The sequence below is a fragment of the Paracoccus aminovorans genome (genome assembly GCF_001546115.1).
In the GTDB taxonomy this organism is placed as follows: Bacteria; Pseudomonadota; Alphaproteobacteria; order Rhodobacterales; family Rhodobacteraceae; genus Paracoccus; species Paracoccus aminovorans_B.
On the sequence record NZ_KQ955209.1, the window covers coordinates 212,151 to 236,889 of the forward strand.

The window sequence follows — 24,739 nt, forward strand, 5'->3', positions numbered from 1 at the left end:
TTGCTCAAGGAGGTGGACATCATGCAGGCAGGCTACGATACCAAGCTCTTGCCTGAGGGGATGCGCGCAACCGGATACGGGTGGACGGCGCTTTGATTTCGGTTGATGCGGAGATGATCCGGTCCGAAGCGTTCTGTCCGGAGTGCGGCTTCCGGTCGGCGCACCGACATGGGCGCTATGTCCGCAGTCTCGCAGATCTGCCCGCCCACGGCCGAACTGTTCAGCTGCGCCTTTCGGTGCGACGGTTCCGATGTCTGATTGCGCAATGCCCGGTCAAGACGTTTAGCGAGGCAGTCCCGGTCTCTCTCGCGCAGCCGCATGGTCGGCGAACGGGCCGCTTCCGCGACCGCGTGTCGTCGGCATTGACGACTGGGCGTGGCGCAAGGGGCAGCGCTACGGCACCCTGGTCTGTGATCTCGAGCGCCGTGCTGTCATCGACCTCCTGCCGGATCGGGAGCCCGCGACTGTGGCCGCCTGGCTGCGACGTCATCCGCAGATCGAGATTGTCGCGCGGGGTCGGCATGGCGGGTATGCCCGCCCGACGCCCACCGGGCGAGACATCCTCGTTGAAGTCCGCGCCATTTCGGTCAACCCTGTGGACACCAAGGCGCGCGGCTCGGCACGCCCCGAGCCCGGGCACTGGAAGGTTCTGGGCTGGGATGCCGCCGGTGTGGTCGTCGCGGCCGGCCCCGATGCGACATTGTTCAAGCCAGGCGACGAGGTATTTTATGCTGGCGCCATCAACCGCACCGGCACCAATGCCGAATTCCACCTGGTGGATGAGCGCATCGTCGGCAAGAAGCCCGCTACGCTCGATTTCGCAGCCGCGGCCGCACTGCCCCTGACGTCGATCACCGCTTGGGAGATGCTTTTCGACCGGTTGCGGGTGACCGATCCAGTGCCGGGTGCTGCCAGGGCAATCGTGATCATCGGTGGCGCGGGAGGTGTCGGCTCGATCGCGATCCAGATCGCCCGAGCGCTAACCGACCTGACCGTCATTGCCACCGCTTCCCGACCAGAAACTCAAGATTGGGCGAAGTCGCTTGGTGCCCATCACGTCATTGACCACCGCCAGCCCATCGCCGCTCAGATCGAGGCCTTGGGCCTTGGCCAGCCCGCCTTTGTCTTTTCGACCACGAATACCGCTGATCACTACGCCCAGATCGTCGAACTCATTGCGCCGCAGGGCCGCTTCGGCCTGATCGACGACCCGAAAGAGCTCAGTGCTCTGCCGCTGAAGCGCAAGTCGATCTCCCTGCACTGGGAACTGATGTTCACACGCTCGCTGTTCGGCACAGCTGATATCGACAAGCAGCATGACCTGCTGACCCGGGTCAGTGCCCTGGTCGATGAAGGCCGGATCAAAACCACGGCGACCGAGAATTTTGGCAAGATCAATGCCGAAAACCTCAAGCGCGCCCACGCCTTGCTTGAATCAGGCAAGTCAAAGGGCAAGATCGTCCTCGGAGGGTTCTGACCCTGCTGAGGGGCGGCGCCATTCCCCGCCGCCCAAACTGCACCGGTCAACACAGGCCAGTGCAGTTACACAGTAGCTCCGCAGGTCGATCCCAGCTGGTGTGCTGCTGCATCCCCCGAGCCAACGATGATTTTAAACGCGAAGTGCCGCAGCAACTGCGGCGCAGATCTTCGAGCTCGCCGATATCAAGGGGAATGCCCGGAAAGGCAAACCCGCCCATGACATCTCCCCCGTCGCGCTGGAGGCCATCGCCCGGATCGACGCGATCTTCGACATCGAGCGCGGCATCAATGGGCTGACCGTCGCAGAACGGCAGGCAGCCAGGCACCAACGGTCCAAGCCTCTGGTCGAGGAGCTTCATGGCTGGCTGCGTGCCGAGCGTGGCCGGATGTCGAAGCACAACCCGGTCGCCAAGGCGATCGACTACATGTTCAAGGCGCAGCGCTGGCTTGCCTTCACCCGGTTCATCGAGGACGGCAGAGTCTGCCTGACGAACAATGCCGCGGAGCGGGCGCTGCGTGGCATCGCGCTTGCCCGGAAGTCCTGGCTCTTCGCCGGCTCCGAGCGCGGTGGGGACCGCGCGGCTTTCATGTATTCCCTGATCGTCACCGCGAAGATGAACGATGTCGATCCTCAGGCCTGGCTCGCCGATATCCTGGCCCGGCTGCCTGACACGAAGGCTTCTCGGGTGCCGGATCTGCTGCCATGGAATTGGAAGGCCTCCGAACTTCGCCGAGCGGCCTAAACCGCGGCCCACGCCGGATGGTTACCTGCAATCGGTCGCTGGATCACCTTCTACAACCACCAACGGCCTCACACCGCCCATGGCGGGCAGCCGCCCGCCGTGTTCTACTTCAACAGCATAGAAACCGATCAGCAGGCGCAGACAGTAGCTTAGACGCGCCGGAAATCTGTCCAAGGATCGGGGAAGCAGCTCACTCGGCATGTCCGCGCACATGGACGCGCAAATCGTGTGTTGTGAGCTACTCCCCGATCCTTGGACAGTTTTCGGGGATATTTAAGCTACTGCCTGCGCTTGCTGATCGATTTCGATATTGTTGAAGTAAACCACGGCGGGTGGCCGTCCACCATGGGCGGTGTGGGGCCTCTGGTGGTTGTAGAAGGTGATCCATCGGCCAATGGCAGCCTTGGCCTGTGACCCCGTTTCCCAGGCATGCAGGTAGACGCATTCGTATTTCAGGGACCGCCACAGGCGCTCGATGAAGACATTGTCGATGCACCGCCCCTTGCCGTCCATCGAGATGCGGGTGCCGACGCGCTTTAGCCGATCTGTCCAGGCGAAGGACGTGAACTGGCTGCCCTGGTCAGTGTTCATGATCCCCGGCGCGCCGAAGCGGTGGATGGCCTCCTTCAGCGCCTCAACGCAGAAGTCGGCCTCCAGCGTGTTCGAGATGCGCCAGGCCAGAACCTTGCGTGTGAACCAGTCCATGATGGCCACCAGATACAGGAAGCCGCGCCGCATCGGCAGGTAGGTGATATCGGCGCACCAGACCTGGCCGGGACGATCCACCCGCAGCCCGCCCAGCAGGTAGGGCCAGGTCTTGTGGCCCTTTCTCGGCTTGCTGGTGTTGGGCTTCTGGTAGATCGGCATCAGGCGCATGAGCCGCATCAGCCGCCGGATGCGCTTCTGGTTCACGCCATGGCCTTCGTTCTGCAGATGCCAGGTCATCTGGCGAACCCCATAGAACGGCGTGTCGAGGAACTGCCGGTCGATCAGCCGCATCAGGCCGAGGTTCTGATCCGTCTCTCCAGCCGGCTCGTGGTAGAACGACGAGCGCGAGATCGACAGCAGGCGGCACTGCGCCCCGATGGACAGCGCCGGGTGGTTCCGTTCGATCATCCCACGCCTCACTTTCCGGTCCACGGCTTGAGCTTTCGTGACAAAAAATCGTTGGCGACAGCCAGCTCCCCGATCTTGGCATGCAGTGATCGGACCGTCTCTTCATCCACCTCCGTCGAGGGCTTCTTGCCGCCGCGCTCGAAGATATCCGCAGCTCCGTCGAGCAGCGCCTTCTTCCATTGATGGATCATCGTCGGATGCACGCCGTATTCGCCCGCCAGCTCTGACACAGTGCGCTCGCCCTTAACGGCCTCGAGCGCCACGCGCGCCTTGAAGCCCGCGTCATGGTTTCTGCGTTTCCGCATTCCTGATCTCCTCGTTCTTGGAGACCAGCAAACGTCAGATCGTAGCTTCCGTCACTGTCCGATTTCCGGGGAGCAGCTCAAGCAACCAGAGCGAGTACTGGTCATAGCAGGTCGGATTTTTTCGCCAATCCAGGGCATTAGCGTCTGGAGCTGCGGTGAAATTCACCTGGCGCACCGCGCCGCTCGCTCAGCCAGAAGATAAAATAGGTTAAGAACCGGCGGAGATTACCGAGAGTGGACAACCGCGCAGGCAGGAAGGCAAAAGATGTCCGAGCGTGCCCCCCGCTGGCCATGCCAAGCCGACGCGACAGGATGAATGGCAGCGAAACCAACCGCCGCCCGGTCTTTGCGAACGGCAGCCGGCAGTTGGTTATCCCTTCAGCATCAGGGCCGCGCCGCTGACGATCGAGAAGATCAGCACCGCCAGGCGCAAGGCGGGGCCATTGATGCGGGAATGGACGCTGCGGGACAGCGCGCTGCCGATCAGCACCGCCGGGATCAGGGAAAGCGCCGCCAGCATCTGGTCCTGTCCGATGCGCCCGGCGATCAGCAGGATCACCAGCGAGATCGCCTCGCCCACCAGAAAGCAGGTGGCGACGGTCGACCGCAGGATCGGGCCCGGCGCGTGCTGGTAGAGAAGCGCAAGCGGCGGGCCGCCGATCCCCGTCGCGGTTTCCGTCACCCCCGTGAACAGGCCGACGCCCAGGGATGCCTGCGGGCGGGGGGCGAAGGGCGGCGACAGCAGCGCCACGACGGCGGCCAGCACGGTCAGAAGGCCGACCGCGATCTCCAGCTGGCGGACGGACAGCGCGATCAGCACCGCCATGCCCAGGAAGGTGCCGAAGAACCGCCCGAGCGTGATCCAGCCGGCGCCGCGCCGGTCGATCATGTGCCGCTCGCGCCAGGCGACGAGGAAATTCAGCGGCAGCATCAGGACCAGCAGCGTCACCGGAAGATAGCTCGCGTCGATGAAGCCGAAGACCGGCGCCATGATCAGGGCAAAGCCGATGCCGACGGCGCCCTGCACGAAGGCAGAGGCAGCAACCAGAAGCGAGAGGGTCAGGAAGATCGTCAAGGTCACGCCAACCTCCCGGGGAACAGGCTGTCTGCCGTTGCATGAATCCGCTGGATCGGGGCCTTGGCAATGGCCGGCGCGGCAAGGCCGCGGATCTCGGCCAGCAGGGCGCGAGCGTCCCAATCGACCGGCCAGCCCTGCACCATGCGCAACCGGCCATCCGTGAACACCGCGTCGATCTGGTCGCGGTTGCCATAGCGCACCAGTTCCCAGGTCAGGTCATGGGACGGGGTGAACTCGGGCCGGTCCAGATCGACCAGCAAGAAGTCGGCGGCGAGGCCCGGCGCGATGCGGCCGGTGACGGCCGCCAGACCGCTGGCCTCGGCCGCCATCCGCGTGGCGGCATCCAGCCACAGCCAGCCGCCGCCGCAGGAACTGTCGCCCGAGGCCAGGCCATAGGCGGTGCGCTGCATGGCTTCCGCCGCATCCATCAGCCGGAAGCCGTCGGCGCGGGTGCCATCGGTGCCCAGGCCGAAGCGGATGCCAAGCGCCTGCATCTGCAAGGCGGGCGCCACCGCGTTCCCCTTCCAGACCGAGGCCACGGGGTTATAGGCGACAGCCGCGCCGGTATCGCGCAGCAGGTTCATCTCGGACGGCGTGATCAGCGTCGAATGCGCGATCAGGGTTTGCGGACCAAGCGCGCCGACATGGGCCAAATGCTCCAGCGGGCGACGGCCATGGGCGACCAGCGAGCGTTCGACCGCCACCAGATGCTCGTTCACATGCGTCTGGAACGTCGCGCCCGCCGCCGCCGCCATCGCCGCGATGGCGCGCAGCATCGCGTCGCTGGCCACTTCGGGGATCGAGATCGCCAGCGACGGATGGATCAGCGGATCGCCCTGATAGGCAGTCAGGTGCGCTTCGGCCAAGCGCAGGATCGCGGCGCGGTCGGGAACCACCGCCGCCCCGCCCAGATCGTTGCAGATCTGCGCCACGACCAGGCGCAACCCCGTCTCGCGCGCGGCCTCGACCAGCTTGCCGATATGCCCGGCGGACCGGGTGCCGGCATCGACGGCCGTGGTGAAGCCGCCACGCAAACATTCCAGGGCCGCCAGTTTCGAGGACAGATAGACCATGTGCTCGTCCAGGCTGCCCTCCAGCGGCACCCAGATCCGGCGAAAGATCTCGGAGGGTTCGCCGAAGACCAGCGACTTGCCCAGCGACTGCGTCAGATGGGTATGGGTGTCGATGAAGCCCGGCATCATCAGGTGATCGGGCAGCTCGGCGACCCTTGCATCGGGATGGCGGGCGCGCAGCGCGGCGGCCGTGCCGATATCGGCAAAGCGCCCGCCCTGCAGCAGCACGGCCATGCCCGGCTGCGGCCCGTCATCCGCCAGCAGCCGGCCGGGCGCGACGATCAGGTTGTCGGTCCGGGCAAAGGTCGGGCGCAGGTCGATCATTGGGCATGCTCCGTGTTTTCGAGGGGTTTTGGGGCGTTGAACTGGAAGAAGGCATTGACGAGCGCCGCCGTGATTGTGCCCATCGCCAGGCCATTGCCCAGGATCATCTGCGACCATTGCGGGAACTGGCTATAGACCCCGGGCACCAGGATCGGCATCAGCCCCATGGCCAGGCCCGAGGCCAGCGTGAACATCGCGCCGTGTTCGCGCAGGTCCACGCGGGACAGGACATGGATGCCGATCACGCCGATGATGGAAAACACGATGATCGCCGTGCCGCCCACGACCGGACCGGGCAGGACGCTCGCCAGCCGCGAGACCGGCGCGATCAGCGCGATCACGACCAGGATCACCCCCGCCATCGCCGTGACATAGCGTGAGCGGACACCCGTGGCGCGCACGATGCCCACGTTCTCGCCCGAGGTGATGATCAGCGAGGTTCCGAACATGCTGCCCACGATCGAGGCCACCGCATCGCCGCGGATGGTGCGCGGCACGATGGCATGGGCGTCGCCCTTGCGGTCCACGATCTCGGCCGTGGCGATGGTCTGGCCGGTCGCCTCGGCCATCGAGATGATCGAGAAGATGATCAGCGGCAGCGCCGCAACGATATCGAACTTGGGCATCCCGAAGGGGAACAACTGCGGCACCGCGATCAGCGGACCCTGCATCACGCCCGACACATCCAGCCTGCCCAGGGCGGCCGCCAGCAGCGTGCCCGCGATCAGCCCCAGCATGACCGAGATGCGCTGCAACGTGCCGGTGAACACGCGCGAAAAGATCACGGTCAGCGCGATGGTCGCCAGCGCCAGTCCGACATTGACCGGATCGGCGAAATGCGCCTCGCCCGAGCGCCCGGTGATGGTGCCGCCATAGATCTTGACCAGGTTCACCGCGACCAGCAGCAGCATGGTGCCGACCACGATCGGCGGAAAGAACCGCAGCAGGCGCCGAAAGACCGGCAGGGCCAGGAAATAGAAGACGCCGGTCATCAGCACCGCACCGACGGCGGTCTGCACGTCGGTCTGTGTGGCGATGGCGAGAAAGATCGCAATCGGCGCGCCACCCGGGACCATGATGAAGGGCAGCCTTGCGCCGAAGCCGGCAGGCCCGAAGCTTTGCAGGATCGAGCCGAGGCCGCAGACCAGGAAGGTGGCGCTGATGATCGAGACGGTCAGGCCCGCATCGAAGCCCAGCGTCTGCGCGACCAGGAACACCGCCGTGATCGGCGAGGCGGCCATCACCAGCACATGCTGGAACCCGTAAAGGATCAGATCCTTGAGCGGCAGCCTTTCGTCCACGGGATCGGTTGGCGGAACGGAATCTATCGCAGTCGGCATGTTGGATTTCCCCTGTTGAGATGCGTTCGTCTGCTTATGCAAATCGTTTTGCTACCACGCCGAATAGCACGGAAACCGATTCGTGCAAATCGTTTTGTTGCGATGGCGGCCGATGCTGGTAATGTGACGGCGGGGATCAGATGAATGAGCAAAGAGTGAACAAACCCACCATCTCGGATCTGGCGAAGGCCGCGGGGGTATCGGTTACGACCGTGTCCCATGCCTTCAGCGGCCGCCGCCATGTGGATCCCGAAACCGCTAAGCGGATCCAGGCGCTTGCGGACCAGATGGGCTATCATCCAAGCTCGATGGCACGGGCGCTGCGCAGCGGGCGGACAGGCGTGATCGCGCTTGCCTCGTCGATGCCCTTTGCGGTCGCGGCCGGGCCGTCGCGGCTGGGCTTCCTGATGGAGATTGCGGCTTCCGCCGCGATGTCGGCCCTGACGCGCGACCTTGCCCTGTGCCTGATCCCGCCGCATCCCGCGGCGCAGGGCAAGGGGTCGGTCGGTTTCGACGGCGTGATCCTGGTCGAGCCGATGCGCGACGATCCGCTGGTCGCCTATTTCGAGCAGCGCAAGACGCCGATCGTCTCCATCGGGACGGTGCCCGATCGTCCCGACATCCCGGCGGTGAACATCCGTTCGCGCGAAACCGCCGCCCTGTTGCTGGATCATCTGGCACAGCAGGGATGCCATCGCGTTGCTGCGCTGATCGGCTCGGCCCCCCGGACCAGTCAGATCGAAAGCGCCGCAGCCTATGAGGCTTTTGTCACGCGATTTGGCGGGTCGTCCCTGCTCGTCCGCATGGGCGAGGAAGAAGCCGAGGACACCGCGTATCAGGAGACGTTGCAGCTGCTGCGCGCGAACCCGTCGATCGACGGCATCTTCGCGGCCATCGACGCCTTCGCCAGCGGCGCGATGCGTGCGGCGCAGGAACTCGGATGGACGGTGCCGGATCGCCTGCGCCTGGTCACCCGCTATGACGGGGTCAGGGCCAAGCTGTCCCAGCCTCCCCTGACAGCGGTCGATCTGCACCTGCCGGCAATCGCAGAAAAAGCCGTCCATCTGCTGCTGGACCAGATCGAGGGCTCCAGCCGAATGATCGAGGCCGACCTTCCCGAGCTGATCGTCAGGCGTTCATCGCAGAGGCGAAGCTGAGGCCGAACGCCTTCAGCTTCGCGGCCATTTCCTTCCTTCACGAAATGCGCGACTTTTGGTCAGTTTGCCGCGTCCTGCGGCGAAGGCGCAAACAGCCGGTCACCATCAGGACTAGGCGGATTCTCGCGCTCCATACAAGCATAACACAGTTTTCGAAAGTATATCGAAGCTTATGCGCCGCATATTGCAGTCAAATTGAACCAATAAAAGCCTTGTCCCGCGCAAGCTGTCATCTAAAATTCAATTTGTTCACGCATTAACCAATTGACGGCTCTGCGGTTCCGGCCTATTTGCAGCCTGGCGTTGAGTGATCGTTTCACGGCTCGATCGCACCGGGGCGGTTCGGCACGACTCCTGCCCGCAAGGATGCACAATTTGTATGGGTAAGGTGCATCCGTAATTTCTTGGTATTCATATAATCTCTTCGAGACGCCATCTGTCTCTGTTCGGAGGTCGTACTATAATGCGCGCGGTCGTGCTGGTCCAAAACGGGCTCAAGAGCCTTGTTGAGGAAGTAATTCGTTCCTGTTCAATATCCTGCATGGAAATCGGCAGCCGAAGTGCAAATGAGTTTCTACCGCCGGGGCAGCGGCCCCTGGCCATAGTCCTGAAAAACGCGGCGGCCCGGAAAACCGTCAAGCTGCCGGAGTTCCTGAATGACGTGCCCCGATTCCTGTTCGATCCCGGGAACAAGGAGAAGCTTTTTCTCGATATTATCGAGCTGCTTCTGACCCAGCTCAATGCCAGCGAGGAAGACGCCGGATGCGCACGGCTTTCCGCCGCGATATTACGCGCGGAAAATCAAGCCCTTGAGCAGAACCTGAAGTCCGTCGAGGATTTCCTTTATACGCTGGGCAATCCGCGATTCATGCGCGCCCTGTCCTGGGATCCCATTGGCGTGATGGTCAGCCTTAACCCGGGCGCGGCGCTGACGCAGCGCCTGCCGACGGGCGCCGCTTCGATCGCCGCGGTCGACCTCTGGGTGCCGGCGGCACTGCAAGAGGATATCGCGCGGCTCGAATGCCGCATCCTCTGCGCCTCGGGCAACAGCATCGCCCTGGCGCCCGCGCCGGCCCTGGCCGGGGTCGAGGCGGGCTGGCTGCGCTTTGCGCTGTCGACGCCGCTTCGCGGACCCGAACAGGATTGCGCCCTGCAATTGTCCTGGCGGGGCGAAAGCCCCTGCGTGCTGGGGCTGGGCCATGCGGTGCCCGATCCCGCCTTCGCCGCCCGGGCCGAGGGAGAGGCCGCGCAGGACCATGTCCTAGCGCTGCGGGTCTGGAAATCGCTGCCCGGCGTCCATCTGCCCGAGGTTGCCGCGGTCGGATCGGGCAAGGACAGCCTTGGCGCCGGGGACGCGAATTTCATCACGCCCTCGGAATTGCCGCGTCCCGAACTGTTCTCGACGCCGCCGCTGGCCAGAGACCACATCTCGGCCGCCTTCTGGGAGAACGAGGATGCCATCCTGGTGCATCCCTCGCGCCACGGGCCGGTCTGCGCGGTGATCCGCGACGTCGAACTGCCGGCGCTGTCGCATATCTCGGCGCTGGTGAACGTGGGCCATCCCCGCGCGCCCAGCCTGAACTTCAGCGTCGGCGTGGCGCCGCATGGCCAGGTGGACGAGGACGGCTATTGGCAGCGCCGCATGGGCCCCTGGGTGCATGGCCTGCCGCCGCATGGCTGGTCGCAGGCGCATTGCATCCCGGTCGAGCCCATCGTCGGGCGCGCCGATATCCTGCTGGCCGTCTCGCTGGCCACGGACCAGCCGAACGATCTGAGCTGGGGGCTGTTCCGCGGCTTCCGCATCGCCCGTCGCAACAACGTGCCGCAGGCGCTGCAATGACCACAACGGAGCAGATCTCGATTATCATCCCGACCAAGGGTCACCCGGTCCTGCTGGACGATGCCATCGCCGCCGTGCATCGCGAGATGGCCACGGGCGCGATCCGCCGGCTGGTGGTGATCGACGACGGCTGCGAGCACGCCGAGACCCGCGCCAGCCTTGCCAGCTGGCAGGCGATCATGGGCGATTCCATGCTGGCGCTGCATTTCCCGAATGCCGGCCTCAGCGCGGCGCGCAACCGGGGCATCAGGGCGGCGCTGGCGGCGGACCCGGACATCGAGGCGCTGTTCCTGCTGGACGCCGACAACACGCTGGTCGAGGGCGCAGCCGCCGCCTGCCAGCGCGCCCTGGCGCAGCACCCCGACCAGGACTGGTTCTATCCCGAGTTCGACTTCTTCGGGCAGAGGGCGCATTACATCGCCGACCACGACCCCAGCCTGCTGTTTCACGCCCATGTCAACCTGTGCGAGGCCGGCAGCCTGATCCGGCGCCGGGTCTTCGATGCCGGCATCCGTTTCGACGAGACGATGAAAAAGGGCTACGAGGACTGGGATTTCTGGCTTTCGGCGGCGCGGGCCGGGTTCCGGGGCCGGCCGCTGGCCGCGCCGGTGCTGCTGTATCGCAAGCGCCCGGCCAGCATGCTGTCGCATTCGCACGACCTCGACGGCGAGCTGCGGCGATTCCTGGAAAACAAGCACCGCTGGCTGTTCTCGGCCCCGGCGCTGCTGGCGCTCGAGGCGCAGCGTTTCCCGCGCTATGCCATCATCGAAGGCGACAGCGCGATCCTGTGCACCGATCCCGACCACAGCGAGACGGTGACGCTGGCCGATCTCGAGCGGCGCTTCTTCGCGCATTTCGCCGATCCCTATGCCCATCACGCGCCGGCGCTGCTGATCGTGCTGCGCGAGGGCGTCAGCGCGCGGCTGAAGCAGGCCCGGCTGATGCGCAACTTCCTGTGGCTCTGCGAAAGGCGGCAGGCACGGCAGGGCGGCGCGGCGGATCTGGACCTGTTCTTCGTCGAGGCCTCGGAATCCGGCCACCAGGTGCATACCGACCTGGGCAATCCGGCGACCATGCCCGACGGGGTTGCCGTCGGCCTGGAACGGCTGCGCGAGATCGTCATGCGCGACGACGCCGGCTGGATCCGCGAGGTCGAGCGCGCGCCGAACCCGCATGCCGTCACCGGCTGGGGCATGGAGATCGACGGCATGTCGCCCCTGCGCCCGCAGGCCGAGGCCGCGACCGAACTGCTGCGCGGCTTCCTGATGCAGCTGCATCGCAGCCGCTTCCGGCCCGCGCTGGCGCAAAGCTGGCAATGGCGCGCCCCGGGCGGCGCCGCCAGCCGCGCCATGGCGGTCGAGATCCCGCGCGGCGCCGCCTCGGGCGGGGTGATCTTCCCGCTGCTGAAACAGCCCGGGCGCAAGGACATCGGCCTGGTGCTGCCGATCTTCGACTTCGGCGGCGTGGAAAAGGTCGCGGCCAGCCTGGCGCGCGAACTGGCCGCCGCCGGGCACCGGCTGCACCTGTTCATCGCCAGCGACCGGCCGCTCTATGGTGACGGCTGGGCGCTGGAGGCCTTCTCGACGGTGAACTGGCTGCCCGATGCGTCGACGCTGGACTGGTCCGGCCCCGAATACATGGGCACCGCCGAGCCGCGCTGGGGCGAGGGCATGGAGCGCGCCGACCTGGTCGGGCTGCTCTGCTCGATGGATGCGGTCATCAACGCCCATTCCGCCGCGCTGCACAAGGTCGCCGACCGGCTGAAGCGGCAGGGTGTCCTGATGATCGACCACGAGCACCTGGTCGAGCGCAGCGTCTATGGCCGCAACTACGGCCCGCCGAAGCTGGCGCTGGCCTATGAGCATGCCTATGACCTGTTCATCAGCTGCTCGCAGACGCTGTCGCGCTGGCTGAACGCCCAGGGGATTCCGCGCAGCAAGCTGATGCCGGTGGTCAATGCGCCGGGCTATCCGCTGGCGCCGGCCCGCGTCGCGGCGCTGCTCGAACGGCGCGAGGCCCTGGCCCGCGATACGGCCCCGCTGCGGGTGCTGTTCATGGGGCGGCTCGATCCGCAAAAGGGCGTCGGCCGGCTTGCGACGATCTATGCGGCCCTGGCGCGGCACCTGCCCGGCGTCCAGCTGTCGATCGCCGGGCAGTCTGTGGTCGATGCCGCAGGCGAGCTCAGCTTTCCCCGGCAGACGCGGATGCTGGGCGCCATGCGCGGCCCCGAGGCGCTGACCGAACTGCTGGCCGCGACCGACGTCATGGTCCTGCCCTCGCATTACGAGGGGCTGCCGCTGTCGGTGCTCGAGGCGCAGCGGCTGGGGGTGGCGGTGCTCGCGACCGAAGTCGGCGCCATGCACGAGGCCATCGAGGACGGCGTGACCGGCTTCGTGATCCCCGAAGAGAATTGCGAGGCGGGATTCGTGCACCGCATCCTGGCGCTCGACGGCGACCGCGACCAGCTGCGGCGAATTTCCCGCGCCGCCTCGGACGGCGCGCGCGACTGGGCAATGGCGGCGGCCCCGCTGCTCGCCTGGCTCGCAACGAAATGGGAGGAGCCGATCTGCGGTGAAAAGCAGATGCATGCTCAGGAAAGGACGAGTAATTGACGACCATCTATGCTGCTGCCCTACGCAATTACGAAGCGGCGGCCTCGGTTCTGACGGCCCTGCAGTCCAGCCGCATCGACCTTTTGGCCGAGGCACGCTCGGCCCTGGTCGGCCGGCCCAAGCTGGCGCTGACCGGCGGCTACAACACCGTGACGCCGGCCCTGGGCATCTGCCTGCCGAACGGGACGCGCTGTGACGTCATGGCCACGCCGGATGATCTGCGCGCGGTCGAGCTGCGCGGCGCCGGCCAGCAATGGATGACGCTGGAAACGCCGCTGCCGGATTCCTCGAAGCTGGCCTCGAAATGCTTCATCGAATGCAACCTCGCCGCCGAGACGCCGCTGGTCGCCGACGTGTTCCTGCGCAGCTTCGACGAGGACGGCTCGACCGAGGACAGCGGCCATGTCGAATGGCGCATCATGCGCGATTCCCTGTCGCTGTGCAGCCTGCCGCTGCCCCAGGTCTCGGACGGCAATACGGCGCGGCGGATCATCATCCACCTGCGACAGCCGGCCTCGCGCCTGATCCTGGGCGGCCTGGCGGCCACGCTGGTCTGAGCAATCCCCGCGGTCGTGCCGGCGCGGCACGACCCCCCTGCCGACAAAGGAAACGGTCTTGGCCCTGAACATGGATTTCTGCTTTGGCGATGGCGAAGCGATGCTGGTTGTCGCCGGCTGGAGCAGCGATCACTGGCTCGATCTGGAACTCTACATCGACGAGACGCGGCTTGCCCCCCGTCTGGTGACCCGGCATGCGCGGCGCGACCTGCGCACCGCCGAGCGGTTCGGCGTGCTCGCGGTCTTCGATCTGGCCGGCATCGACATGGCCGGCAATGCCACGGTGCATGTGAAATCCGGCCAGGAATTCACCGAGATCCAGCCCGAACGCCTGGTCACCGACCAGCAGCGCCTGGTCGAGATCGGCGTGGACGAGCTGTTCTTCGCCTGGCTGCGCCTGCTGGCGGCGGGCGAACTGACCATGCCGACCGGCGAGGTGGCGCAGGCCGCGGTGACGCGCCTGCGTTTCGCGCCGCTGCTGCCGCGCGAGAGCGACGAGTTCGGCCTGGGCGTCGACCGCTGCCTGACCGATCCGGCGGGACAGGGCCTGGTCTCGGGCTGGTTCCTGCCGGCGATGGGACAGGTCCAGCCGCTGACGGCGCTGGCGCTGGACGACCAGCAGCTGTGCCGGGTCGCGCTTTTCGCCGGCGCCCTGTCGCGCACGGACCTGGAACCCTATGGCGGCCGCTATCTGTTTACCGGCAGCGACGGCTTTGCCGGCGCTTTCCTCATGCCGCAGCCGGTCCGCGGCCAGGTGCAGGTGCTGTTCGTGATCCCCGGCCAGGAAAACGCCGCCGGGGTGCTGGCTCCGGCCGGGCCGCGGCCGCCGACCGATTTCGCGGCCGAGCTGTGCCAGGTCCAGATCGACCTGCCCGATCCGGCGCACAAGACCGGGCTGCGCGCCGCCATGCTGCCGCCGATGCCGGCCTGGCAGCCGCCGGCCGCCGCCGCACCCTGGCCGCGCAGCGGCCCGGTGCTGCTGCTTCTGGACCATGACCTGCCCGACATCGACCTGCGCGACGTGCTGCGCCGCACCGGCCAGAGGCTGGGCCGCCCGGTCGAGCTGTTCCTGCTGCGCGACCGGCTCGGCAGTGTCCTGGTCGAGGCCATCGAGGGCGCCGCCCGCGAACTGCCGCAGGGGCTGCGGCTTGCCGGCTCGGGCATGGCGCTGGACCTGCAGGCCGCCCTGCCCGAGACGCTGCTCTTCGGCCGCAGCTCGACCCTGTTCCAGATCGATGCCGGCGCCGGCGTCTTTGCCCGCGGCACCGCGCAGATGCCCTTTCACCTGACGCTGCTCGACCCGATCGGCGCCATCGGCCGCGACGGCGGCGCAGCTGCCGGCGATCCGGCCGCGCGCTTCCAGCGCGACCTGCTGCCCTTTGCCCTGAGCGGCCCGACCGCCGGCCTGAAACCCATGCTGGCCCGCGCGCCCCAGGCCTTCCTGACCCAGGAAGCCCGGCTGCGCCACATCGCCGAGCGCCTGCTGCGCGCCGATCTGGCCGGTGCCGAGATCCTGGGCGGCATGCCGTATTTCGCCGGCCGCGCCGGACCCTCTGCCCGCACCCTGCCCGGCGGTCTGGACCTGCATCTCTACGATGCCGAAAGCCGCAAGCTGATGGAGGCCGCCGCATGAGCCGCATCGTCATCGTCTCGCATTCCCATCCGAACCTGCGCTACGGCGGCGGCGAGGTCGCGGCCTATCGCCAGTTCCAGCACCTGCTCTCGCTGGGCGAGGACGCGCATTTCGTCGGCTCGACCATCGGCCCCGAGGACAGCGACAAGTTCTTCGGCCGCAGCCAGCAGGTCATCGCCTTCGGCCCGCGCGACTATTGCCTGCAGGGCCGCGGCATGGACGGTTTCCAGATGGAGCACGCCCGCATCGCGGACGAGGACTGGCTGGTCGAGTTCCTGCTGTCCTTCGGCGCCGACATCTATCACTTCCACCATTTCTGGAACATCGGCGCCGGCACGATCCGGCGGCTGCGGGCGGCGCTGCCCGAGGCGCGCTTCCTCTGCACCCTGCACGAAATGACCGCGATCTGCGCCAACCACGGCCAGATGGTGAAACGCTCGGGCGAGCTCTGCCATGCCGCAAGCGAGGTCGCCTGCGCCGCCTGCCTGCAACGCCCGCCCGCCGATTTCGTGCTGCGCCGGGCGCGCATGCAAGAGATGCTGGGGGTCTTCGACCAGCTGCTGTCGCCCAGCGAATTCCTGCGCGACCGGTTCGAGGACTGGGGCATCGCCCCCGGCCGCATCGCGGTGATCGAGAACGGCCTCGACCATGCCGCGGACCCGCTGCCCGAGACCGAGGATGACCTGCTGCGCAAGAGCGGCCGCTTCGCCTTCTTCGGCCAGGCGACGCCGACCAAGGGTCTGGACGTGCTGATCCGCGCCGCCGCGCTGATCGAGGCGCAGGGCCATGACAGCGACCAGCCGCTGGCGATCGAGATCCACGGCCTCGACGAGGCCGGTTTCCGCCGCATGTGGCCGGACCTGAAGGTGCCAGAATGCGTGCGCTTCTGCGGCCGCTATCGCCCGCAGGACGGCGTCCAGATCATGCGCGGCTATGGCTGGATCATCATCCCCTCGGTCTGGTGGGAAAATTCGCCGGTGGTGATCCAGGAGGCGCGCGCGGCCGGCACGCCGATGATCGCCTCGGACATCGGCGGCATGGCGGAAAAGACCGCCGGCTGGGGCATCCCGTTCCGCACCGCCGACGCCACCGCGCTGGCCGCGGCGATCCTGTCGGTGCACGGCGACGCGCAGGCACTGGCAGAGCACAAGGCCCGGATCACCCCGCCGCTGGACCTGGCCGGGTTCCATCAGGAGTGGCTGCGGGCCTGCACGGGCCCGGCCAAGGGCAGCCTGCAAAAGGCCGGCTAAGTCAAATCTTCTATCGGACGATGTCCATTACAAGGGAATGCATCATGAAAATCGGCCTTCTTTGGGAAAGCGAAAATTGCGGGCTTTACTCGAACTCCGACTTCGACGCGCTGTATCGCAAGGTCGGCCATAACAACGGCAACCTTGCCTTCGTGCATGCCGTCCGCAGCCAGATCGATGCCGAGGTGAAATATTTCCCGTGGCACGCCCGGCCCGCGCTGCTGAATGAAAGCGTGGACTGCGTCGTCATCCCCTGCGCCAACCAGCTGGGCAAGCACACCGACCTGGGTGGCCTGGCGAAGAACCTGGCGCAAGTGACCAAGCCCATCGTCGCCATCGGCCTGGGCGCCCAGGCCAAGGAATTCGGCGCGGATGTCGAGCTGACCGAAGGCACCCGCGCCTGGCTCGACGTGCTGATCGAGAACGGTCGCCGGCATGGCATCCAGAACATCTATACCCGCGGCCCCTATACGTCCGAGCAGATCGAAAAGCTGACCGGGGCCCAGACCATCGCGAATGGCTGCCCGTCGCATTTCATCAACCCCCGGCCCGACCTGGGCCTGCGGATCCAGGCGAACTGGGAAAGCAACCCGCTGCCGCGGCGCATCGCCGTGGCGGGCGGGCACGAAGCCTGGCGCGACACCCGCGAGATCGAGCAGCAGCTCATCGCCATGATGATGGATCCGCAATTCCCCGGCGTCTACATCGTCCAGTCGATGGGCAACATGATCAAGCTGTCGCGCGGCGCCTTCGACGAGATCGAGCCCGATGCGATGGAGCGGCTGCACCGCCACACCGTTCCGCATTACACGCCCGAGCAGTTCAAGGACTGGGCGCTGAACTATGCGCGGTCCTATTACGACGTGCCCGCCTGGATGGACGAGCTGCGCCGCCACGACCTGCTGATCGGGCCGCGCTTCCACGGCGCGCAGCTGGCGATCCAGGCCGAGCGCATGGCCTGCACCATCACCATCGACACCCGGACCGAGGAAATGTGCCGCGAAACCGGCGTGCCCTTCCTGCGCGCCAAGGACCTGAAGCAGCCGCTGACCCGCGCCCGCCTGCGCGAGCTTCTGCCCTTCGACGGCGCGGCCTACGACCGCTTCCGGGCGCAGAAATGCGCGCGCTATATCGACTTCCTGCGCGGCACCGGGCTGACCCCGGCCCCCTATCTGGCGCAGATCGCGGCCGGAGCCGAGGCCGCGGACGCCGAGCAGCAGGTCGCCTGACCCCCAACCTCGCCCCCGGCACGCCTGCCGGGGGCAAAGGATACCACGATGGCCCTGATCCTGCCTAAGCAACGCATCGCCTATTTCCCGGTGCCGAAAGCCGCCTGCACCTCGATCAAGACGATGTTCTTCGAGATCGAGAACGGCGTGCCCTTCAAGCCGATGCAGCGGCATGGGCAGATGTTCCATATCCACAACTTCTATGGCACCCAGCCCTTCAACCGCCAGAACACCGGGCAATTGCAGGACTTCTGGCGGTTCGCGGTCTATCGCGATCCGATCGCCCGCTTCCTGTCCTGCTATTCGAACCGCGTGCTGCATTTCAGGGAGCTGTCGTCGGGAATGCTTTCGCAGCAGGCGCAGGCGGCGGGGGCCCTGCCCGATCCGGATCTGGATACTTTCGTCGAACGGATCGAGCTCTATCGCGAATTCTCGCCCTCGATCCGGCATCATGTCGCGCCACAGGTCAGTTTCCTGGGGCGCGAACCGGGCTATTTCCAGCGGATCTATCTCATGTCCGAGCTGCCGCAGCTTGTGCGCGACATGGAGGCGCGGACCGGCCGCACCCTGCACCTGCCCCATGAACAGCGCGGCGGTCCCAAGCTGGCGCCCGGCGATCTCGGCGCGAATGCGCGCGAGAGCCTGCTCCAGCTTTACCGGGCGGATTTTCGCTGGGCCGAAAAGGCCGGGCTGAGCCAATAGCGCAGGGCCGGTCATGGAGGTGCGAAGGATGAAGCCTTTCGACCGACGACGACTCGAACGGCCGGTTCCACCAACTGCGGAAATCTACAGCAGAAAATCGGAACCCGTCAGGTCGATGGACTTGCCGATGACGATCGCCAGATCGGCCACGGCCGTACGCAGCCAGCGCAGCTCTCCAGCCGTGCCACCGAAACTCTGCTCGCTGGTATAGGTGAACGCTGGCCCGATAGCGCGGCGCGGCCCCGCCGAGCTGGGCGGCCGGCACCAATCCGCGTGCCGCCTGCGCCAAGGCCCCGGCCGAAATGTCGCTGGCGAAGATGCGGCTGCGGGGCAGAAGCCCGGCCTCGTCCAGCAGGATCGCCATGGAATAGGCCTCTTGCCCGGCCGCGCAGCCGGCATGCCAGACGGTGATGGCCGGAAAGCTGCTCAGCGCGGGAAAGACCAGCCGGCGCAGCTCGCCCAGCGTGCCGGGCTCGCGGAACAGCTGGCTGACCGGGACGCAGAGCTGATCGACGACATAGTCGATGCGCCGCGGATCGCTGGACAGCCAGTCGATGCTGTCGGTATGGGCCCGCAGGCGCAGGATCTCGACGGGCTGGATGTCGCGGGCGGAATAGATCACGACCGGCACGGCACGGCCCGTCTGCGCCAGCCGCTCGAGCAGGTCGAAGCCGGAAAGGCCCGGCAGGCCGATGTCCAGGATCACGCAGTCGAAATCCCGGCTCCGGCACAGCGCCAGCGCCTCTTCGGCGGTGAGGGCCGAGCGCGCCTCGATCGCCGCGCGCGCCATCAGCTGCAGCAGCGCCTTTTGCGTGCCCTCGTCATCCTCGACCACCAGCACCCGCCGGCCGCGCCCTTGCCGCGGAACCGGAGCCGGAGCCGGCGGCAGCGGCCGCACAGCCTCGGCGGGCATGCCGGCCTCGGCCGCGACCGGGATCGTCAGCCGGAAGACCGAGCCCTGGCCCAACGTGCTTTCCACCGCCAGATCGCCGCCCAGAAGCATCGCCAGCTGGCGCGAGATCGCAAGCCCCAGCCCGGTGCCGCCGAACTGGCGATGCGTGCTGCCATCGACCTGCTCGAAGGGCTGGAAGATCGCCTCGAGCTTCTCGGCCGGAATGCCGATGCCGGTGTCCGAGACGACCATCGACAGGCTGCGGCCGCCATCCTCGGGCGCCAGCCGCACCCGGACCTGGCCGGCGCGGGTGAATTTCAGCGCATTGCCGATCAGGTTGTTGGCGATCTGCTCCAGCCGCCCGGCATCGGTGTGCAGGATCTCGGGCAGGCCTTCGGCGCAGGTGATGGTGAAATCCACGCCCTTCTGCGCGGCCAGCGGGCGGAAGCCGTGCTCCAGCGTCTGGACCAGCTGGCGCGAGGCCATGGGCTCGCGATGGACCTCGATCTTGCCGGCCTCGATCTTGGACAGGTCCAGGATCTCGTTGATCAGCCGCAGCAGGCTGATGCCGCTGGCATGGATGACCTCCGCCGCCTCGATCTGGTCGGCTTGCAGGTTTTTCCCGGCATTCGCGGCCAGATCCTGGGCCAGGATCAGCATGCTGTTCAGCGGCGTGCGCAGTTCGTGGGACATATTGGTCAGGAAGCGCGACTTGAACTGGCTGGTGCGCTCCAGCTCCTCGGCCCGGGCCAGCGCCTCCTTCTGGGTCTCTTCCAGCTGGTTGGTGCGGCAGGCCAGCTCGGCGTTGGTGGCCTGCAATTCCTCCTGCTGCGCCAGAAGCTCCTCCTCGGCGGCTTGCAGCTCCTCGGTCTGGCGCAGGCTCTGAGTCAGCAGCTCCCTGGTCTCCAGTGCGCGCTCCAGATTTTCCAGCGGCCGCGCCACGATCTCGATGGCCTCTTGCAGGATGCGGCCATAGATGCTGGCAAGGGGCTGCAACGCTGCGAATTCCATCACCCCGATCAGCCGGTCGCGCAGCAGCACCGGGGTCAGCAGCACCAGCTGCGGGCGGCCCTCGCCGGTGCCGGAATGCACCTTGACGTAATCGTCCGGCAGGCCCGAGAGGATGCGCACCCGGCGGTCGCGCGCGACCTGGCCGATCAGTCCCTCGCCCATGGCATAGGCGTTGGGCGTGCCCGCCTCGGCGCGATAGCCATAGGTGGCAAAGCGCCACAGCTTGTCGCGCGCCGCGTCATAGGAAAAGAACACCGCCACCTCGGCGCCAAGCTCGCGCGCCAGCGCGCTGAGCGCCGCCTGGGCAAAGCCGCGCAGGTCGTCCTGGGCCTGCACGGCGGCCGAGAGCCGGGTCAGCGCGCCCCGGATCTCCAGGTCCTCGGCGCGCGCCGCGGCGAGGTTGCGAAAGATCAGCAGCGAGCGGCCCATGGCGCCGATCTCGTCCTGGCGGTCCTGGAAGGGGATCGGCACATCGCGATCGTCCTGCGCCAGCCGCCCCATCGCCATGGCCAGCTGGCGCAAGGGATGGCTGATGCGCCGGTGCAGGATCACGAAGGCCGCCAGCGCCGCCACCACCACGACCAGCGCGGCGACGGCGCCCATGTTGTGCATCCGCCGCAACGCCTGGTCGCGGTCCAGCCGGGCCTGCCGGAGCATGTCCTCGACCAGGCTCTTGAGCCGCGAAATCGACTCGGCGGCGATCTGCGTACTGCCGCCCAGCGGCGACTGCGCCAGATAGCCGGCCAGCAGCGTCCCCGGCCTGACGCCCTTTTCCGCGGCGCGCGCCAGCAGCGGCAGCGCCTGCCGGTTCAGCCATTGCGTGCTGGCGGTCTGCACGGCGATGACGTCGGTCAGCGCCTGGGCATTGGGCGCCGGCAGCGACAGCAGCGTCTGCAGCGCCCGGTCCGCGTCGCGGTTGGCCTTGTCGAAGCTGGCGCGCCCCTCCGGCGTGCGGACGATCAGGGCCTGGACCAGCGCGATCTCGCGCGCCAGCATGGCGCGCTCGGTCGTCTCGATGGCGGTCAGGCCGATGGCCACGTCGCGCACCCGGTCCTGGGCCGAGGTCAGGGTGCGGACGGCGCCATAGCCGAAGGCGCTGATCGTGCCCACGATCAGCACGAAGCACAGCATCACCAGGGCGAATTGCAGGCTGAGGGACAGGCTTGGGCGCCGCCGGTTCACGATGTCTTCTCCGTCCGTGGACCCGGCAGGCCGGACGGGCCCGGGCCGGGAAATGCATGCGAAACCGGGATACGAGGAAAACAACAGGGCGCCGGCGGCGCGCGGGGTCAGTTCCCCGCCGCCGCCCGCAGGCCGCGCCGGGTCTCGGCGGTGGAAAGCTCGCTGTTCAGGCGGCGGAACTCGGCCAGGGCGCGGGGCTGGTTGCCGGCGTTCAGATAGGCATAGGCGCGCAGGATGCCCAGATTGCGGCGCAGCGAGCCGGTGACCTGCTCGATCGCGTCGAAATAGCGGATGGCATCGCGAAAGCGGCGGGCCTTGTAGGCGGCGACGCCGCGCTGGTCCAGGATCTGGCGCTCGACGTCGACGCGCTGGCGGCGGTCGAAATCGGCGGTGGCGGCGATCTGCGAGGCCGGCTCGCTCATCCCCAGCTTCAGATAGGACAGCGCCAGGCCGTATTGCGCATCGCGGCGCTGCTGGGCGTTCAGCCGCCCCGTCAGCGCCGCCTTGAAGTCGGCCATGGCGTCCATGGTCCGGTCCAGGTTGTAGACGCACCAGGCCCGCTCCAGCACCGTGCCGGCGGTCCGCGCCCCGGCGGTGCGGACCGCGCATTGCGCCGGGCTTTCGCCGCGCCGCGCGCGCGGCCAGCAGCCGTTGCAGCACGGCATCGAAGCGCCCCGCCTCGGCCGGGAAGCGGCTCGAGACCTGGGCGGCCATGCTGCGCAGCCTGGCCCTCGGCGATGCGCCAAGCGTTGTTGATGCGGTCGCAGCGCAACAGCCCCGGCGTCCGCGCCGCCACGCTGCGCGCCGCCGCGACATCGCCGCCGGTCAGGGCGCTGTCCAGCGCGCGCTGCCCCTCGGCCGTCTCCAGCTGCGCGACCATGTCGGGCGGCGGGGTCCAGCCGGGATTGTCGCGCCGGGCGCGAGCCAGGGTCTCGCGCGCCTCGTCGGCCTGGCCCGCCGCGATCTGGCGATAGAACTGGTCGATCTCGGCCTGCGGCACCGGCTCGGCCACCAGCTTGCCGGGCTCGACCGGGGGCACCCATTGCGGATATTTCAGCCGCAGCCGGCGCAGCTCGGCCTGGGCCGCGGCATCGTCGCCCTGCTGGACATAGATGTTCAGCGCCAGCAGCTCTTCGGGCGGCGGCGCGGATTGGTTGATGATGGGGCATCCATTTGCGCCGACGCGGTGGTCACCTCGAAGGGAGCGGGTTCCGGTCCGCGCTGCTGCCGCGGGTCAACCGTCCTTGCCCATCTCGTCCAGGATCAGGGCGTCGGGCTGCAGGATGCGCAGGTATTTCCGCCCGGATTCGATGATGCCCGCGCGGCTGAGCTTGGCCAGCACGCGGCTGACCGCCTCGCGATTGGCGCCGATCATATTGGCCATTTCCGCATGGGTCGGCGGATCGGGCATCCGGTGCCCCGGCTCGAGCCCGCCGTCCTCCAGCGAGACGCGCAGCAGATAGGCACGCAGCCGCTCCTCGACATCCAGCGAGGTCAGCTCGTGCACCCGCTCGGTCAGGTCGTGGATCCGCCGGACCAGCCCCTGGATCACCGCCTGCCGGACCAGCGGCTGCGTCTCCATCAGCCCGGTCAGCAGCGGACCCGGCATCTCCAGCAGCACGCAGGCCGTGCGCGCGTAGAGCGACAGCGAGCGCGGTGTCCCGGACAGCACCGAGAGCTCGCCGAAGGCGCTGCCCGCGGCGATCTCGCTATAGACGATCTCGCGCCCGCTCGGCGTCCATTGCACGGCCAGGACGCGCCCCGACAGGACGAAAAGCACGGAATTTCCGGGGTCGCCCCGTTCGAGGATCAGCTGGCCACGGGCGACATGGCGGCGGCGCGAACCGGCCTCGATTCCGGCCAGAACCTCGCCCGGCAGTCCGACGAACCACGGCAGCTCGGCCAAATCCAGAATCCGCTTCATGCTTTCCCCTTACTCTTCAATCTTTTACCCAAGAAGGCCAGGCTTTGTGCGCCCGCGCACAGAACCGCGGCGGCGGTTGTGCCAGGATCGGGGCCAAATCCAGCAACCAGAGGGCGTGTTTCATGTCGACCGGACATTCCGCACCATGTTTTGCCAAGGACCCGTTGGCTGCGATCACCGGCCTGCTGCGTCAATTGACCATGGCTGCCCTGCATGTGCAGGTGCGCGCCCGTTTTCAGGGCGATCTGCCGCAGATCCTCGCCGGCGGGGCCGGGGTCATGGCCCACGCGGCTGTCGATGGTCAGGCCAGCCTGCGCGCGATGTCGCATTATTGCCTCGAGCAATTGCTGCCGCGCGTCCAGTCGGTGATGACCCATGTCGAGGACGCGGCCGATCTGGCCGCCACGCTGGCCGAGGCGCCGCGGGCCGATCCCGCGCCGCTTTTGAACGGCGTCGCCGCCAATCTGGATCACGCGCGCGCATCACTGCGCGGCCGCAGCCGTTCGCCGCACAACAGGGCGGGGGTGATCCGGATGAGCGAGCAGCGGCTCTGGGGCGCGCTGGCGGTCGAATTGCAGCGCCTGGAAGGCGCCGACGGCCCGATGATCCGCGCCTGCGCCCGGATCGAACCGGCCGCCTTCGCGCTTGCCGCGGCGATCGAGGCGTTCGTCGAGCGCGGCGACGGCATGGCGGTGACAGAGCGCCAGGACCTGGCGCAGGTGCTGGTCCGGCTGGAAAGCCAGGCGGCCGCGACCCTGCTGTCGCGTGACGAGATCGCCCGCCAGCTTGGCCCGACGGCCGGCCGCCTGCAGCACCTGGTCGGGCTGCTTGCCGGACTGTCCGAGGAATACCGGCCGCTGCGCGAAGCTGCGCCGCAGATTGCCATGGCCCTGTCCGTTGCGACCCAGACCGCCAGCCAGTCCCGCGTGACCCAGCGGCTGGAACAGGCCATGCAGGATCTGGAGCGGCTGCTGGGCGGGCTTGTCGCCGATTACCGGGTCCTGGCCCGATCCGCCCAGCGCCCGCAGGGCAAGGCTGCCGCGCGGCAGCTGATCGCCGCCGAAGCGCCGCTGTGGCAGGCGGCGGCAAGGGTGCTGGCCGATCCGCCGGCCCTGGTTCCGGACAGCCCGGCGGCCTGTCCCGCCGCCCGGATCGGGGGCCGCACCGGCGGGGAAGTCGGGGCAATGGTCCGGGCCTGATGCGCCCTTTGCAGAAATTTCAGAGTATTTAACCATTTCCCTGTTTTAACGTATCTCTGAGAGAAGGGTCAGGATCATGCCGATCCTGACCCG

General features: G+C 67.4%; 18 protein-coding genes and 3 pseudogenes. 13 read left to right on the forward strand and 8 right to left on the reverse strand.

Going from position 1 to position 24,739, the window contains the following annotated elements; genetic code table 11:
- Window positions 1–113 precede the first annotated feature (113 nt).
- The 4 genes and pseudogenes from ASV56_RS25055 to ASV56_RS24910 all read left to right on the forward strand — a co-directional run.
- Window positions 114–194 (forward strand): annotated as a pseudogene (locus ASV56_RS25055) (hypothetical protein); the annotation flags it as partial.
- A 272-nt stretch (window positions 195–466) separates the two neighbouring features.
- Complete coding sequence (locus ASV56_RS12985) at window positions 467–1,477, forward strand: zinc-binding alcohol dehydrogenase family protein (RefSeq protein WP_156429161.1); 1,011 nt, start codon at window positions 467–469, stop codon at window positions 1,475–1,477.
- Between the two features lie 163 nt (window positions 1,478–1,640).
- Window positions 1,641–2,222, forward strand: a pseudogene (locus ASV56_RS22815) (IS66 family transposase); the annotation flags it as partial.
- A gap of 30 nt (window positions 2,223–2,252) precedes the next feature.
- Complete coding sequence (locus ASV56_RS24910; protein ID WP_156429228.1) at window positions 2,253–2,375, forward strand: integrase core domain-containing protein; 123 nt, start codon at window positions 2,253–2,255, stop codon at window positions 2,373–2,375.
- Between the two features lie 120 nt (window positions 2,376–2,495).
- Here ASV56_RS24910 and ASV56_RS12995 read toward each other — a convergent pair.
- The 4 genes from ASV56_RS12995 to ASV56_RS13015 all read right to left on the reverse strand — a co-directional run bounded on the left by ASV56_RS12995 (window position 2,496) and on the right by ASV56_RS13015 (window position 7,458).
- Window positions 2,496–3,643, reverse strand: a protein-coding gene (locus ASV56_RS12995) for an IS3 family transposase (protein ID WP_437435906.1) whose coding sequence is annotated in 2 segments (ribosomal slippage) — window positions 2,496–3,388 and window positions 3,388–3,643 — 1,149 coding nt in all. Because the reading frame shifts where the segments join, the coding sequence is not laid out codon by codon here.
- A 370-nt stretch (window positions 3,644–4,013) separates the two neighbouring features.
- Window positions 4,014–4,724 carry a sulfite exporter TauE/SafE family protein gene (locus tag ASV56_RS13005; protein ID WP_062562502.1) on the reverse strand — a complete coding sequence of 237 codons (711 nt, stop codon included), beginning with the start codon at window positions 4,722–4,724 and terminating at the stop codon, window positions 4,014–4,016.
- A complete protein-coding gene (locus ASV56_RS13010; protein WP_062562503.1) occupies window positions 4,721–6,118 on the reverse strand; it encodes an amidohydrolase family protein in 1,398 nt (465 codons plus the stop codon). The genes ASV56_RS13005 and ASV56_RS13010 overlap by 4 nt, the downstream gene beginning before the upstream one ends.
- On the reverse strand, window positions 6,115–7,458 hold the full coding sequence (locus ASV56_RS13015; protein WP_018000919.1) for a uracil-xanthine permease family protein: 1,344 nt from the start codon (window positions 7,456–7,458) through the stop codon (window positions 6,115–6,117). Before ASV56_RS13015 ends, ASV56_RS13010 begins: the two co-directional genes overlap by 4 nt.
- Window positions 7,459–7,613: 155 nt before the next feature.
- Here ASV56_RS13015 and ASV56_RS13020 point away from each other — a divergent pair, with 155 nt between their 5' ends.
- The 8 genes from ASV56_RS13020 (at window position 7,614) to ASV56_RS24460 (ending at window position 18,438) form a co-directional block, all read left to right on the forward strand.
- On the forward strand, window positions 7,614–8,615 hold the full coding sequence (locus ASV56_RS13020; RefSeq protein ID WP_062562504.1) for a substrate-binding domain-containing protein: 1,002 nt from the start codon (window positions 7,614–7,616) through the stop codon (window positions 8,613–8,615).
- A 541-nt stretch (window positions 8,616–9,156) separates the two neighbouring features.
- Window positions 9,157–10,455: a DUF6212 domain-containing protein gene (locus ASV56_RS13025; RefSeq protein WP_062562505.1), complete on the forward strand. Its 1,299-nt coding sequence runs from the start codon at window positions 9,157–9,159 to the stop codon at window positions 10,453–10,455.
- Window positions 10,452–13,067: a glycosyltransferase gene (locus ASV56_RS13030; RefSeq protein ID WP_062562506.1), complete on the forward strand. Its 2,616-nt coding sequence runs from the start codon at window positions 10,452–10,454 to the stop codon at window positions 13,065–13,067. Before ASV56_RS13025 ends, ASV56_RS13030 begins: the two co-directional genes overlap by 4 nt.
- A complete protein-coding gene (locus ASV56_RS13035) occupies window positions 13,064–13,624 on the forward strand; it encodes a hypothetical protein (protein WP_062562507.1) in 561 nt (186 codons plus the stop codon). The genes ASV56_RS13030 and ASV56_RS13035 overlap by 4 nt, the downstream gene beginning before the upstream one ends.
- Before the next feature lie 58 nt (window positions 13,625–13,682).
- The gene (locus ASV56_RS13040; protein WP_062562508.1) at window positions 13,683–15,257 is read left to right on the forward strand and encodes a hypothetical protein; all 1,575 of its coding nucleotides are present in this window, start codon (window positions 13,683–13,685) and stop codon (window positions 15,255–15,257) included.
- Window positions 15,254–16,507, forward strand: a complete 1,254-nt coding sequence (locus tag ASV56_RS13045) for a glycosyltransferase (RefSeq protein WP_062562509.1) — start codon at window positions 15,254–15,256, stop codon at window positions 16,505–16,507. Before ASV56_RS13040 ends, ASV56_RS13045 begins: the two co-directional genes overlap by 4 nt.
- 44 nt (window positions 16,508–16,551) lie before the next feature.
- A complete protein-coding gene (locus ASV56_RS13050; protein WP_062562510.1) occupies window positions 16,552–17,736 on the forward strand; it encodes a polysaccharide pyruvyl transferase family protein in 1,185 nt (394 codons plus the stop codon).
- A gap of 48 nt (window positions 17,737–17,784) precedes the next feature.
- A complete protein-coding gene (locus ASV56_RS24460) occupies window positions 17,785–18,438 on the forward strand; it encodes a sulfotransferase family 2 domain-containing protein (RefSeq protein WP_082724831.1) in 654 nt (217 codons plus the stop codon).
- Between the two features lie 238 nt (window positions 18,439–18,676).
- Here ASV56_RS24460 and ASV56_RS24465 read toward each other — a convergent pair.
- From ASV56_RS24465 to ASV56_RS13070, 4 genes and pseudogenes are all read right to left on the reverse strand, one after another.
- Window positions 18,677–21,472, reverse strand: a pseudogene (locus tag ASV56_RS24465) (ATP-binding protein); the annotation flags it as partial.
- 158 nt (window positions 21,473–21,630) lie between these two features.
- Entirely contained in the window at window positions 21,631–22,050 is a 420-nt protein-coding gene (locus ASV56_RS24470; protein WP_253880023.1) for a hypothetical protein, read from the reverse strand.
- Window positions 22,017–22,562, reverse strand: coding sequence for a hypothetical protein (locus ASV56_RS24475; protein WP_253880025.1), 546 nt, complete (start codon window positions 22,560–22,562; stop codon window positions 22,017–22,019). Before ASV56_RS24475 ends, ASV56_RS24470 begins: the two co-directional genes overlap by 34 nt.
- 195 nt (window positions 22,563–22,757) lie before the next feature.
- Window positions 22,758–23,447 carry a Crp/Fnr family transcriptional regulator gene (locus ASV56_RS13070; protein ID WP_062562514.1) on the reverse strand — a complete coding sequence of 230 codons (690 nt, stop codon included), beginning with the start codon at window positions 23,445–23,447 and terminating at the stop codon, window positions 22,758–22,760.
- Between the two features lie 164 nt (window positions 23,448–23,611).
- Here ASV56_RS13070 and ASV56_RS13075 point away from each other — a divergent pair, with 164 nt between their 5' ends.
- On the forward strand, window positions 23,612–24,646 hold the full coding sequence (locus tag ASV56_RS13075) for a hypothetical protein (RefSeq protein ID WP_082724832.1): 1,035 nt from the start codon (window positions 23,612–23,614) through the stop codon (window positions 24,644–24,646).
- Window positions 24,647–24,739: the final 93 nt, after the last annotated feature.